At 45.1% G+C, this 13,691-nt stretch carries 13 protein-coding genes; 3 read left to right on the plus strand and 10 right to left on the minus strand.

Annotated elements, in window-relative coordinates:
- Positions 1–158: 158 nt before the first annotated feature.
- Positions 159–1,532 carry a signal recognition particle protein gene (gene ffh / locus IEY09_RS02265; protein ID WP_037415628.1) on the minus strand — a complete coding sequence of 458 codons (1,374 nt, stop codon included), beginning with the start codon at positions 1,530–1,532 and terminating at the stop codon, positions 159–161.
- A gap of 334 nt (positions 1,533–1,866) precedes the next feature.
- On the opposite strand from ffh, the gene IEY09_RS02270 reads away from it, so the two are divergent.
- From IEY09_RS02270 to IEY09_RS02280, 3 genes are all read left to right on the plus strand, one after another.
- Positions 1,867–2,655, plus strand: coding sequence for a cytochrome C assembly family protein (locus tag IEY09_RS02270; protein WP_037415626.1), 789 nt, complete (start codon positions 1,867–1,869; stop codon positions 2,653–2,655).
- 101 nt (positions 2,656–2,756) lie between these two features.
- The gene (locus tag IEY09_RS02275) at positions 2,757–4,028 is read left to right on the plus strand and encodes an HlyC/CorC family transporter (protein WP_188869691.1); all 1,272 of its coding nucleotides are present in this window, start codon (positions 2,757–2,759) and stop codon (positions 4,026–4,028) included.
- A 308-nt stretch (positions 4,029–4,336) separates the two neighbouring features.
- The gene (locus tag IEY09_RS02280) at positions 4,337–5,761 is read left to right on the plus strand and encodes a hypothetical protein (RefSeq protein WP_188869693.1); all 1,425 of its coding nucleotides are present in this window, start codon (positions 4,337–4,339) and stop codon (positions 5,759–5,761) included.
- 46 nt (positions 5,762–5,807) lie between these two features.
- Here the strand turns inward: IEY09_RS02280 and IEY09_RS02285 are convergent, their stop codons facing one another.
- The 9 genes from IEY09_RS02285 to IEY09_RS02325 form a co-directional block, all read right to left on the minus strand.
- A complete protein-coding gene (locus IEY09_RS02285; protein WP_188869695.1) occupies positions 5,808–6,329 on the minus strand; it encodes an Mpo1 family 2-hydroxy fatty acid dioxygenase in 522 nt (173 codons plus the stop codon).
- A 169-nt stretch (positions 6,330–6,498) separates the two neighbouring features.
- Positions 6,499–6,882 carry a holo-ACP synthase gene (gene acpS, locus IEY09_RS02290; protein ID WP_088585900.1) on the minus strand — a complete coding sequence of 128 codons (384 nt, stop codon included), beginning with the start codon at positions 6,880–6,882 and terminating at the stop codon, positions 6,499–6,501.
- Positions 6,882–7,619, minus strand: coding sequence for a pyridoxine 5'-phosphate synthase (pdxJ, locus tag IEY09_RS02295; RefSeq protein WP_088585901.1), 738 nt, complete (start codon positions 7,617–7,619; stop codon positions 6,882–6,884). The genes acpS and pdxJ overlap by 1 nt, the downstream gene beginning before the upstream one ends.
- Before the next feature lie 89 nt (positions 7,620–7,708).
- Entirely contained in the window at positions 7,709–8,410 is a 702-nt protein-coding gene (gene recO, locus IEY09_RS02300; RefSeq protein ID WP_188869697.1) for a DNA repair protein RecO, read from the minus strand.
- 49 nt (positions 8,411–8,459) lie between these two features.
- Positions 8,460–9,479 carry a GTPase Era gene (gene era / locus IEY09_RS02305; RefSeq protein ID WP_037427575.1) on the minus strand — a complete coding sequence of 340 codons (1,020 nt, stop codon included), beginning with the start codon at positions 9,477–9,479 and terminating at the stop codon, positions 8,460–8,462.
- On the minus strand, positions 9,476–10,156 hold the full coding sequence (gene rnc, locus IEY09_RS02310) for a ribonuclease III (protein WP_037427576.1): 681 nt from the start codon (positions 10,154–10,156) through the stop codon (positions 9,476–9,478). Before rnc ends, era begins: the two co-directional genes overlap by 4 nt.
- A 1-nt stretch (position 10,157) precedes the next feature.
- Positions 10,158–11,075 carry a signal peptidase I gene (lepB, locus tag IEY09_RS02315; protein WP_037415598.1) on the minus strand — a complete coding sequence of 306 codons (918 nt, stop codon included), beginning with the start codon at positions 11,073–11,075 and terminating at the stop codon, positions 10,158–10,160.
- A 179-nt stretch (positions 11,076–11,254) separates the two neighbouring features.
- Positions 11,255–13,045: a translation elongation factor 4 gene (gene lepA, locus IEY09_RS02320; RefSeq protein ID WP_037415595.1), complete on the minus strand. Its 1,791-nt coding sequence runs from the start codon at positions 13,043–13,045 to the stop codon at positions 11,255–11,257.
- A gap of 167 nt (positions 13,046–13,212) precedes the next feature.
- Positions 13,213–13,686 (minus strand): SoxR reducing system RseC family protein, encoded by a 474-nt coding sequence (locus IEY09_RS02325; RefSeq protein WP_188869699.1) that lies wholly within the window; start codon positions 13,684–13,686, stop codon positions 13,213–13,215.
- Between the last annotated feature and the right edge of the window lie 5 nt (positions 13,687–13,691).

Genomic DNA, 13,691 nt, shown 5'->3' on the forward strand with positions numbered 1-13,691 from the left:
GCGAAGAGTCCCAGATAGAAAGCCGGAAGATTTTACCTGACTTTTCAACGAATGCAACCCAATCTGGCGATTATTAAACCTGCCATAGAATTGCCCGCCTCATTCCAAATACAATCAACCAACTGATAAGACATCAACTTTGATGAAAATCGTTGAGATTAGCGCCCAGGAAATTTCATTCCGCCAGGCATCATACCGCGCATTCCACGCATCATCTTTTGCATGCCGCCCTTAGCCGACATTTTTTTCATCATTTTTTGCATTTGGGTAAACTGTTTCAATAAACGGTTTACATCTTGAATCTCAGTCCCCGAACCCGCAGCAATACGACGCTTACGTGAGCCCTTGATTAAATCAGGGTTTTTACGTTCTTTGGCTGTCATCGAATTGATGATCGCCTCCATTTGGCGAGTCATCTTACCATCTTGAATTTGCGCTAAAGCATCTGGCGGCAACTGACCAACACCGGGCAGCTTTTCAATCATGCTCATCATGCCGCCCATGTTTTTCATTTGCTGCAGCTGTTCACGGAAGTCTTCGAGATCGAAACTACCGCCCTGCTTCACTTTGGAAGCCAGCTTCATCGCCTTTTCTTTATCGACGCCACGCTCCACTTCTTCAATAAGTGAGAGCACATCACCCATACCTAATATGCGTGAGGCGATACGGTCAGGATGGAAAGGTTCTAAGGCATCGGTCTTTTCACCCACACCCAAAAATTTAATTGGCTTGCCTGTGATGTGGCGAATCGATAATGCCGCACCGCCGCGCGCATCACCGTCGACCTTAGTTAAAATCACACCGGTGAGCGGCAGCGCTTCGTTAAAGGCTTTTGCCGTGTTCGCCGCGTCTTGACCTGTCATGGCATCAACCACGAACAGTGTCTCAATCGGTTTAACCGCCGCGTGCAGCGCCTTGATCTCATCCATCATAGCTTCATCGACGTGCAGACGACCCGCGGTGTCGAGAATTACTACATCGATAAATTTAAGTTTAGCGTGGGCAATGGCCGCCTTAGCGATATCGATTGGCTTTTGGCTCACGTCCGATGGGAAGAACTCCACATCGACTTCGGTCGCTAAGGTCTCAAGCTGTTTAATCGCCGCTGGACGATAAACGTCAGCACTGACGACTAATACCGATTTTTTATGGCGCGTACGCAGCAGCTTACCCAGTTTGGCAACGCTGGTTGTTTTACCCGCACCTTGCAGACCCGCCATCATCACCACGGCTGGCGGCTGAGTGGCTAAATCCAGAGCTTGGTTTGCCTCGCCCATGGATTTTTCAAGTTCACTTTGAACAATCTTAATAAAGGCTTGGCCAGGGCTTAGGCTTTTCGCCACTTCTTGGCCAACGGCACGTTCTTTTACATTGTTAACGAATTCACGCACCACAGGCAGGGCAACATCGGCCTCCAGCAGCGCCATACGCACTTCGCGCAGGGTTTCCTTAACGTTTTCTTCGGTTAAGCGACCACGGCCACTGATATTTTTCAGCGTGCGTGACAGTCTGTCGGTTAGATTCTCAAACATCGTCCTGCTCTATACCTTTAAGGATCTCGATTAATGGGCAGTATTATAACCATGCGTGCGTATTATGCTACTGCTACGCCCCGGTTGCGTTAACTTAGGCATTTAATCTGCTACCACACTTATTTTGCGACTTGACGGCGACTATTTACACCTAACAATAAGAATCTGCTAAATTTTGCAACTTATGTCACTGCCCATTTGCTGATAGCTCATGCTATTCTAGGCAAAATATTGATCTGTATGCCCAGTTAAAACTCAAACAATCTGAAAATACGAGTTTCAAGTAGTTTGGGGATATAAGGCACCTTTAACAACACAAATAGGTTAATTACCCATGGTCATTTTTTCTGCCTCAGCCATGTTTTTTTATTGCATCGCATTGGTATTAGTGACAAGCCGGCTGTTCCATCCTGAAGGCCCTAATCGTAAAGCCGTTGCAGGTATCGCAGCGATTGCGGTGATTCTACACGCAGCCGCCCTCTCACAAGCGATATTTACCCCTGATGGACAAAACTTCAGCCTCACTAATGTGATCTCGTTAGTGAACTGGATCATCGCCTTCACCTTTACCGTGATGATGTTTAGGCTAAAAGTGATTGTGGTTGTGCCCGTGGTTTATGCCTGTTCCGTGCTCTCTGTAGCCCTGCTCTGGTTATTGCCGCCTAAGTTTATTACTCACTTTGAGCTGTATCCTGAGGTCTTAGCGCACGTTGTGCTCTCTCTCATGGCATACAGCGCCCTGATGATCGCCGCCCTGTACGCGATTCAACTGGCGATGATCCAAAACAAGCTCAAAAAGAAACAACTCATGTTAAGCCCTAGCATCCCACCACTGATGACGGTAGAAAAACAGCTCTATCATCTTGTAATTATTGGGGTCATTTTACTGAGCTTATCCCTGGCCACAGGCTTTATCTTCCTCGATGACATGTTTGCCGATGGCAAAGGCCATAAGGCGATTTTGTCAATTATCGCGTGGTTTGTGTATATCGCTATGCTGTGGCAGCAGTATTGGGTTGGCTGTAAGATTCGCACCGCAGTCATTTACACTTTAACTGGTGCAACCTTGTTATCCTTAGCTTATTTTGGCGCTCGCATTGTCAAAGAATTAATTCTTAGTTAATAATTTCAAGTCAGCTTAGGTGCTTACTCGCTAAGCTGACTTGACACCCCGTTTATTTCTCGGTATCAACTTAACCCTATCGGCCTAATTGGAGCCTATTTTTGGACGCTATATCGACAAGCGCACTCCTCATTTTCTTATTGGTGCTTATCCTTTTCTCTGCCTATTTTTCAGGTTCTGAAACCGCCATGATGACTCTTAATCGCTATCGATTAAGGCATCTCGCCTCAAATGGTCACAAAGGTGCCATTCGTGCCCTCAAGTTACTTGAACGTCCAGACCGCTTAATTGGCTTGATTTTGATTGGTAACAACCTGGTTAATATTCTCGCTTCAGCCATCGCCACGATTATCGGAATGCGTCTGTGGGGCGATTTAGGGGTCGCGATTGCAACAGGGGTACTGACATTGGTCGTGCTCGTCTTTGGTGAAGTCACACCTAAAACCATTGCCGCACTCAATCCTGAACGTATCGCCTTTCCATCAAGCTATTTACTTATCGCCCTATCGAAAGTATTTTCCTATGTCGTCACTAGCGTCAATTTTATCACCACGGGCATACTGCGCTTAGTGGGGATAAAGTCTATCAACAGCAGCGATGCATTAAGCAAGGAAGAACTTCGCACAGTCGTTCATGAAGCTGGCGCATTGATCCCCCAACGCCACCAAGAAATGTTGTTATCGATCCTAGACTTAGAAAAAGTCACTGTTGAAGATATCATGGTGCCACGCTCGGATATCTATGCAATTAACGTCAATGATGACTTTAAGTATATCAATCGCCAAGTGATCCAAAGCCCACATACTCGCGTGTTGGTTTACCGCGATACCATTGACGATGCTGTCGGCTTTATTCATCTGCGTGATGCGCTGCGCTTGCAATCAAAAGAGCAGTTCAGTAAATCCTCATTGCTGCGCGCAGTCAAAGAGCTCTACTTTATTCCTGAAGGCACACCACTCAATGTGCAATTAGCCAATTTTCAGCACAACAAAGAACGTATTGGCCTCGTCGTGGATGAATACGGTGACATCCAAGGACTGGTAACACTCGAAGATATCCTCGAAGAGATTGTCGGCGACTTCACTACTTCAATGTTACCAACCGCGAGTGAAGAGATTAACCAACAACAGGATGGCAGTTATTTGATTGATGCCAGTATCACCATCCGAGACTTGAACAAAGAGATGAAATGGGATTTTCCAACCGATGGTCCTAAAACCCTCAATGGCCTGATTTTAGAGTATTTGGAGGACATCCCCTCCGAAAACACGAGCCTACGCCTTGCAGGCTACCCGCTAGAAGTCATTGAAGTCGCTGACAATATGGTCAAAACAGTGCGTATCATTCCGCAGTATTATCAGTCTCAAAAGTAACTAGATTACCTCTCTACGCTAAATGCGTGGTTGATTTTATCTTTAGAAAATAGCTTAAAATTGAGCCAGTCTAGATTCCCCTATTAATCTCGATGGTGCATTTAAGCTATTACGTCTAACTTTTTGGTAAACAACATCCTCACAGGGAGCAACAATTTAGATATGTCACACACTTTAGATGTGTACTCATAATCCACGGCCATTCCCACTGACAACAAAACATCCAAATGGGCACAATTAAAAAACTTGTTACTGCCTCAAATCTCTGATAAAAATCATCCTAAGTAGAAATAATCAAGGATGAAAAAATGTTTAAATACTTAGCAATCTCATGCTCATTACTTTATTCTTCCAGTACTTTAGCCTCAAATAATCTCCCGCAAGTCCTTGATTACTATCCTACCTGTGAATATAAAAACATAAGTACAAAAAACAACCATTACACCGTTGAAATAGATAAAAATGAATTATTAGAAATAAAATACACTGACTCAACTCCATTTTATAGCAGATACTTTGAAAAAGTGTTAAAAAGCATTCAACAAGATGCATTATCAGAAGGTGCCGATGCAATTATAATTGAAAGAATCACCCTAAGGATAATTAGCGTAAAAAAAATAAAAAATAATGAATACATAGATAAAATAAAATTTATAACCACTACAACAAATATAAAATCATGCCAGAATGACATTCCCCCTACCACTCCAACCCCTTACAATAGCAAAGGCGAGAATATAGCTAAAGATAAAGAAATACATTTAACCACACTAGCTAAAAATGATTATATAAATATATATAAACAAGCTAAAAACCACCTTGCTCCAGCTGCGAATGTTACATTAAATCGTGCTTATGGCTTAAGTAATGGTGAGCCTGAATCATCTATAAACCAATTGATGGGGCCAGAGAGCGTAAAATTGTCTATGCTGGACGGTTCAACAGCGTATGTTTACGGCAGAACGCTATGGATTTATGCAAAAAACAGCCAGATTGTTAGGATCGATAAAAACCAGAGCATTCTAAATAATCATGGTAGTAATATGATTGAGCCTAGTGATAATTATGACCAAGATAACTGGATTATCGATGGCAAGATACAATTTAAAGCTAAGCTAGCGCAAATACTGTCGCTCGAGAAAATAGAACAAGAAGGCAACGATTATCGCCTCGATGGAAAAAACAATAAGCTAATATTGTATTTCGAAACCTTCAGTTTAAACAATAAACATGAAACAGCAGAGATGTTAACTGGATTTTCGTTTGTTCCACGAGGAAACAGCGGCAAGCGTACTTCGATAAATTTTAATGAATTTGACAACAATAAAATAAAACAAATCATCTCAGATAAAAACGAGGATGAATTTATTCTAAGCCCCTCTCAACTTGCCAACATTATAAAAATACCCAATCAGGTTGACTCCTCACGCAGTGAGCAATGGGTCATCGCCACTGAAAATATTCTCCTCGGCATTAATGATATTGAGGCAAGAAAAGTCAGTAAAATTCGATTTACAGAGTCACTAACGAGAAACCAAAACAACGACGAATTTATGAAAACGTTGAAAAACTACAACATTCCCATCACTAAATCTGATTTTTTATCAAAAAACCAAGAGTCGGAAGATAATTTCGAACAAGTATTTTACCGAAAAGGCAATGTCTCACTCACCGCAACATTCGAGTCGGAAGATATGAATGCACAGCTAATTGATTTACTTATTGAGTTGTAAATGATTAGCCGTGCAGATCCCAAGACAAAAGGCTATAAAACCCAAACTACACTTTTTTGCTATCGAGTGCTCGGCGCTTTTCGATAGCGATAGGTGTAATCTCGGCATCTAACGCCTTTTCTAACCCCAGGATAAAATACACTTCGGCCATTAAGAAAAACGGGCCAATTAACAGTTGGTTTAAATCATCAATAAAGGCAGGCTTTGCCTTCTCGTATTGATGGCCAATCAGCTGAAAAACCCAACCGACGATAAATACCGATATAGCCAACCAGAAGGCGTTGGGAGAGGAGGCCACTAACTCTGTTGAATACACGACGGGGGCGATAAACAAGGCCAGACCAATCGCTAACTTTGCATGCAAACGAAAATAATAAACCAGCACGCCAGCCCCTAAAATCACACCTAAACTCACATCGCCAGCACTACCAAGTGGAATACGGATTGTCGCTAATAATAGAAAAGCCGACCATATAATTAATGGAATACCAATAAAATGAGTTTGAATATTTCGCGGATTTAAATGCACACTTTTATAGGTTGATAACTGCTCTACGGCGGATTTCATCTTGGGCTCCTTTTGCTGTGTCCCTGAAAATTAGTTTATAGATAAAACTGTTGACCTAACCTAGCCCAAAAATGCCAGACTGAACAGTAAAAAGTAACAAAAATGTTGCCATGCATTTTACGCAATAAAAAAGGGAGCTAAGGCTCCCTTTGTGCTAATGGGTTAAAAACTAGCGAGATTCTAGGATAACCGTCGCAATAGCGTAGGATTTTTCATCTGCGATTGAAATGTGTCCAACCACGCCATTGAGCAAAACTAAACGTTGCAGCGCACCTTCAGTAAAATCAATTGTCGGCGCACCATCAGTCGTATTGCCAATGTGGATATGCTGAAAAGATACGCCACGACCAATCCCCGTCCCCAAAGCTTTAGCGGCGGCTTCTTTGGCGGCAAAGCGTTTAGCTAAATAGCGGCTCGGTTGGCTATGCTGTTGATAGATATCGAACTCAGCCTCTGTCAGTACGCGTTTGGCCAGCTTATCGCCGGAACGTGCCACATGGGCCGTGATACGCTCGATTTCAACTATGTCAGTGCCAAGCCCAACGATTGCCATTATTCGCCTCGACGACCTTCTAACATCAGCGCTTTCATATCTTTAACCGCTGTCGCTAAGCCATCAATGGCCGCTCGCGCAACAATGGCATGGCCGATGTTGAGTTCATACAGCTCAGGGATTGCCGCAATCGGCTTAACATTGTGATAATGCAGCCCGTGGCCAGCATTCACCACCAACCCTTTGCCGTGGGCGTATTTTGCCATTTCGCTGATACGCGCAAGCTCTTTTGCCTCATCATCAGCCGTTTTGGCATCGGCATAGCAACCGGTATGGATTTCGATAAGTGGCGCGCCAGAGGCGACTGCTGCATCGATTTGCGTCTTATCGGCATCGATAAACAGTGACACTTGAATACCATTGGCGGCTAAGCGGCTTACCGCAGCAGTGATTTTATCTAATTGACCAGCCACATCTAAACCGCCTTCAGTCGTCACTTCTTGACGCTTTTCAGGGACTAAACAAACGTAGGTTGGTTTGACTTCGCAGGCGATGTTGAGCATTTCTTCAGTCACAGCACACTCAAAGTTCATCCGCGTCTTTAAGGTTTTTGCCAGCAGATACACATCGCGGTCGATAATATGGCGTCTGTCTTCCCGTAAATGAATGGTGATACCGTCGGCACCCGCATGCTCGGCAACCGCCGCCGCATGGACAGGATCGGGATAACTGGTGCCGCGAGCCTGACGCAGGGTCGCAATATGGTCGATATTAACACCCAATAAGATACGGCTCATCGGGAACTCCTTTATGTTGTTAAGGCGAGAATTAACGCTGATTTGCGCCCTATTGTACTGGGACAGACTGTAAAAAACAGGAGCTAGGGCTAATTATTCCCATTCATCTTTGGTGCTGTCGCTTGCATAAACAACTGCCGACTCACCAGTGGCTTATCTCCGAGCAATGGTTGCAGCATAGACCGCATCAGTCGTTTAGCTGCTAAAAACTGCTCTTGCAACAGCTCATTATCGTTAAGTGCGGTTAACATCGCGCCTTGATAGGTGTGCTTTGCTCGGCTGTTTAGCACAAATTGAAACCCGAGTTCAGGCACAAGCTGATAGTAATGTTCAGGGATCAAAGGCTCGCCTTGTGTATCGCGGATAAGGGATGGCATAGCCCCGAGTTCCCGCAAAAGCGCCAGTTCAAGGTAACGCAGTTTCGACTCACAAAACTGCGCCGCAAGCCCTACTAAGGCTTGGTGGTAGATGAGAAATAACGCCTCGGCATTATGGTGAACAGACAGGGTTCGCATCAGCAACTCATTGATATACATGCCGGCATACAGGCTATAACCCGATAAGGGCACGGCTGGCGCGGCCGCTTCAATTTGGCTGATGTTCTTGAGTTCAGACTTACCGCTAAATGCAAAAATCAGCGGCTGAAAAGGTTGAAGGATACTTTTGATGGAGCGTTTACCGCTCCCGACACGCGCGACGGCATCGACACGCCCAATCCCGTCGACCAGGAGATTGACCAGCGCGCTAGACTCCCGATAGGGGCGATGATGCAAAACATAACCCCGTTTCATCAATCTGCACGCTCGTTCATGGTCAGGCTAGGCCTATCATCAGTAACGATTAATCGTCACCGTAACCTAAGCTTCGCAGGGCGCGTTCATCATCGGCCCAACCGGATTTAACCTTCACCCAGACTTCGAGGAACACTTTGTTATCAAACAAGGTTTCCATATCGAGGCGCGCTTGTGTAGCGATGGTACGGATGCGTTCGCCTTTGCTACCAATCACCATCCGCTTTTGGCCTTCTCGCTCGACGAGGATCAGGGCGTTAATTTGGTAAACCCCATTTTCCATCATCTTAAACTGCTCGATTTCAACCGTCGCATCGTAGGGCAATTCATCACCTAAAAAGCGCATCAGTTTTTCGCGGACAATTTCAGAGGCCATAAAACGCTGCGAACGGTCGGTCACATAATCTTCGGGGAAGAAGAATGGATTCTCGGGCAGAGACTCTGCCGCCATATCTAAAATGCGCTTAACGTTAGTGCCCTTACTGGCAGAAATCGGCAGGATCTCATCGAAGGGATACTTCTTGGCCACTTCTTCCAAATAAGGGAAAAGGGCTTCTTTGTCTTTTATATTATCGACTTTGTTGATGGCTAAAACAGTTTTACGCTCTTCACCGCCGCGGCGAAGTTTGCTTAACACCATCTCATCATCGGCGGTCCATGTCATACCATCGACCACAAAAATCACCATAGACACATCGGCAAGCGAGCTCGCCGCCGCGCGGTTCATTAAACGGTTAATCGCACGCTGCTCTTCAATATGCAGACCGGGTGTGTCGATAAACACGATTTGGCGCGGACCATCGGTATGGATACCCATGATGCGATGACGCGTCGTTTGCGGCTTTTTCGAGGTAATACTGATCTTTTGCCCAAGCAAACGGTTCAGCAGGGTCGATTTCCCCACGTTAGGCCGGCCAATAATAGCCACCATGCCACAGTAGGTCACATCATAGTGAACAGACGGCGCTGCTGCGCTCGCTGCATTCATCCTTGCCAGTAATTCGTCTAAGCTCGGCTCATTGCTCGCGTTAGCGGCATCGACAGCTGGCAAGTCTGTTTTTTTGGTCATTTCTTCAGTAACTCCAATACTTGAGCCGCGGCAATCTGCTCGGCTTTGCGGCGTGAGCTCGCAACGCCAATCACGCTTTCACTCAAGTCATCTATACGACATTCAACGGTGAATGTTTGATCGTGGGCATCGCCTTCTATGTTGATTACTTGGTAATCGGGTAGCGGCTTCTTTAACCCTTGTAAATATTCTTGCAGTAAGGTTTTAGCGTCTTTTTGATTCACACCGGGTTGAATCTCAGATAAACGCTCGGCATACCATTTAAGCAACAGCTCACGGCACACTTCGAGGTCCGAATCTAAGTAAATCGCACCAATAATCGCCTCAACCGCATCGGCCAGAATCGACTCGCGTCGAAAACCGCCACTCTTTAATTCGCCAGGACCGAGGAATAAATAATCCCCAAGTTTAAAGGCTTGAGCAATCAAGGTCAGCGTATCGCCACGCACTAAAGTGGCGCGCATCCGGCTTAAATCGCCCTCAGTCGCCTTAGGAAACTGATGATATAAGGCATCCGAAATGACTATCGATAAAATCGAATCACCTAAAAATTCTAAACGCTCATTGTGCTTATTTGCCGCACTTCTATGGGTCAACGCTTGGGTTAGAAGGTCAATATTCTTGAACTCATAACCCAATGTACGACACAAACGCGGCAAATTTTTAATCGGTTCCATACTAGTGAATTCCACCTACACGTTCAAAGCGCACACCGCTTGGTACCCAGGTTGGCAGGAAGTCGGCTTTTGAACGGTCAAACTCAAAACTGATCCAGATAGCCACCGCTTTACCGACAAGATTTTCTTCAGGGACAAAGCCCCAGAAACGGCTGTCGGTACTGTTATCGCGGTTATCACCCATCGCAAAGTAATGGCCTTCGGGAACAAGAAATTCACCCGCGGGTAAATTGCCATCACGCTTGAAATAACCCAACATATCAGGACGGCTTGGATTAATTAAAATATCGTGTGCCACTTCACCGAGTTGCTCTTTATAACGCAGTAAAGGCACACCATCTTGGCTGTAATCACCACGGCTGATTTCGGTACGCGCCACCAGTTCTGGCTCTGGGCAATTAGTTTGCTCAGCACCACAGGCCTTTTGGATCATCAACTGCTTGTTGCGGTAGATAATCCGGTCGCCCGGTAAACCTACAACACGCTTAATGTAATCGACTTGAGGATTCTCTGGGTACTTAAAGACAATCACATCACCACGTTTGGGCTCGCCCGTTTCAATCAGTTTAGTGCGCCATACGGGATCTTTTAGGCCATAACTAAACTTTTCAACCAGAATAAAATCGCCCACTAACAGCGTTGGCATCATAGAACCCGATGGAATTTGAAATGGCTCATAAATAAACGAGCGCAGGATCAGCACAAAGGCAATCACTGGGAAGATGGAGTGCGCAGTCTCAACCACAGTGGGTTCACGGATAATATTGTATTCGGCTTCCTCAGTTAAATTGGCCTGAGAAGCCTTGGCCAAGGCTAAGCTTTCACGGCGTTTAGGCGCAAATACCAGCACATCGACTAACCAGATCAACCCTGAAATCAGAGTGACTAGCACTAAAATAATGGAAAAATAGGCTGCCATTACGTATTGAACTCCTGCCTTGAAATGTAAAGATCTAAACTCAGCGACTATTGTATTTCGACTCGCGAACTTTAGTTAACTTACCGCATTTATAAAAAAACACCACAAAACATACGATAAGCTAAGTAAAGCGCCGCAAACTGCGGCGCAATAATAGCTAAATTGTGTTATCTCGAGTGTTACTCGTTTAGCTTAAGTACCGCTAAGAACGCCTCTTGTGGCACCTCAACGTTACCAACTTGTTTCATCCGTTTCTTACCCTCTTTTTGTTTATTTAAGAGTTTCTTCTTACGGGAAACGTCACCACCATAACACTTAGCTGTTACGTCTTTTCGTAACGCTTTTACGGTAGAACGGGCAATAATCTGGCTACCGACCGCGGCTTGAATCGCGATATCAAACATCTGCCGCGGGATAAGCTCTTTCATCTTCTCAACCAACGCCAAACCACGGTGACGAATATTCGAACGGTGAATAATCATCGCCAGCGCATCCACGCGGTCGCCGTTGATCAGAATATCTAAGCGCACCATGTCCGCCGGATCGAAGCGGATAAAGTTGTACTCTAATGACGCATAACCACGGCTAGTTGATTTTAAGCGATCAAAGAAGTCCATCACCACTTCCGCCATTGGCAGATGGTAAGTCACGGCCACTTGATTACCGTGGTAAACCATATTAACTTGAGTACCGCGTTTTTCGATACACAGCGTAATTACGTTACCTAAGTATTCTTTTGGTACCAGAATATTGGCTTCAACAATCGGTTCACGCATCTCTTCGATGTTGTTAATTGCAGGTAAATCTGCTGGATTATCAACATAGATAGTCTCACCACTGGTCATCAACACTTCATAGACTACCGTAGGTGCGGTCGTGATGAGGTCAAGATCGTATTCGCGCTCTAAACGTTCTTGAATGATTTCCATGTGGAGCAGGCCTAAATAGCCAATACGGAAACCAAAGCCTAACGCAGATGAACTTTCAGGCTCAAAGAACAATGAGGCATCGTTCAGGCTGAGTTTGTTCAGTGCATCACGGAAGTTTTCATATTCATCGGTAGAAATCGGGAACACACCAGCATAAACCTGAGGCTTCACTTTTTTAAAGCCGGGTAATGGCTTATCGGCACCATTTTTAGCCAGTGTTAAGGTATCACCCACTGGCGCACCGTGAATTTCTTTAATACCTGCGATAACGAAACCTACTTCACCGGTTTTTAGCTCGGTTTTATCGGTTTGTTTTGGCGTGAAAATACCGACACGATCTGCGGTATGGTTTTGCCCTGTAGACATCACCTTGAACTTATCACCCTTCTTGAGCACGCCATGTTTAATACGCACTAAAGAAACAACGCCTAAGTAGCTGTCAAACCACGAGTCAATAATGAGGGCTTGCAACGGCGCATCTGGATTGCCTTCTGGCGGTGGAATTTGCTCGACGATAACCTCTAATACATCATCAATACCCACACCGGTTTTTGCAGAACAACGCACCGCGTTCATCGCATCAATACCGACGATGTCTTCAATCTCGGCGGCAACACGCTCAGGATCAGCCTGAGGTAAGTCGATTTTGTTCAGGATAGGTACCACGTCCAGATTCATATCCAGCGCAGTGTAACAGTTTGCCAGCGTTTGAGCTTCAACGCCTTGGCCAGCATCCACCACAAGCAGCGCACCTTCACAGGCGGCTAATGAACGAGATACTTCATAGGAAAAGTCGACGTGACCAGGGGTGTCAATAAAGTTGAGTTGGTAGGTTTCGCCATTTTTGGCTGTATATTCCAACGTAACGCTCTGCGCCTTAATGGTAATACCGCGCTCACGTTCTAAATCCATAGAATCAAGAACTTGTGCATCCATTTCACGGTCGCTTAAACCGCCACAAACCTGAATAAGACGATCTGACAGCGTCGATTTACCATGGTCGATATGGGCAATAATTGAGAAGTTTCTAATGTGTTTCATTATGCTGCTATGACTAATACTGAAAAATGGATACGGTTCAAAGGTGGGAAATTGTACCTGATTGCGGATTCAATACCAATCAGATTCACTCATAGTTGTCTTTATGTCGAAAAATGCCGCCCTCAGCAAAAGTTTATTGTCTAATTGAAATCAATAACAACATGAAATCAAACAGATAATTTATCTAAACTGATCCCTGTGCCTAAATAAGCTAAAATCACAGGTTGCGAATCTACTTCAAGCTGTTTTGCCTTACGTTTTCCAAAAAACCAAGCGGCTAACGCGCCTAAAGCAGCAAAGGCTATCGCACAGAGATCAGAATTGATTACTAACAAACTAGCAAAAAACTGCCCTAATAATGCCCCCGCAAATAAGCCGAAGAGTGGCGTCAAATAAACCAAGGCAGCCGCTTTCAAGATAACACTCTCTGGTAGCCCCAACTTTAGCAGTTCACCAACCTCACAGGCACGTTCACTCTGAATAGAGAATTGCTGTGTCTTTGCAGAAAAAGCCTGTGCAACAGCAGACGTCCCGCAGGACTCACTGCTACTGCAACTCTTGCAGGTGCTTTTAAGCTCGACCTCAACGGTGAGCCAACCTTGATTATCACAGGCGACAACCCGCGCCACTTCTTCCATCATGATGA

It is taken from the genome of Shewanella xiamenensis (genome assembly GCF_014647135.1).
In the GTDB taxonomy this organism is placed as follows: domain Bacteria; phylum Pseudomonadota; class Gammaproteobacteria; order Enterobacterales; family Shewanellaceae; genus Shewanella; species Shewanella xiamenensis.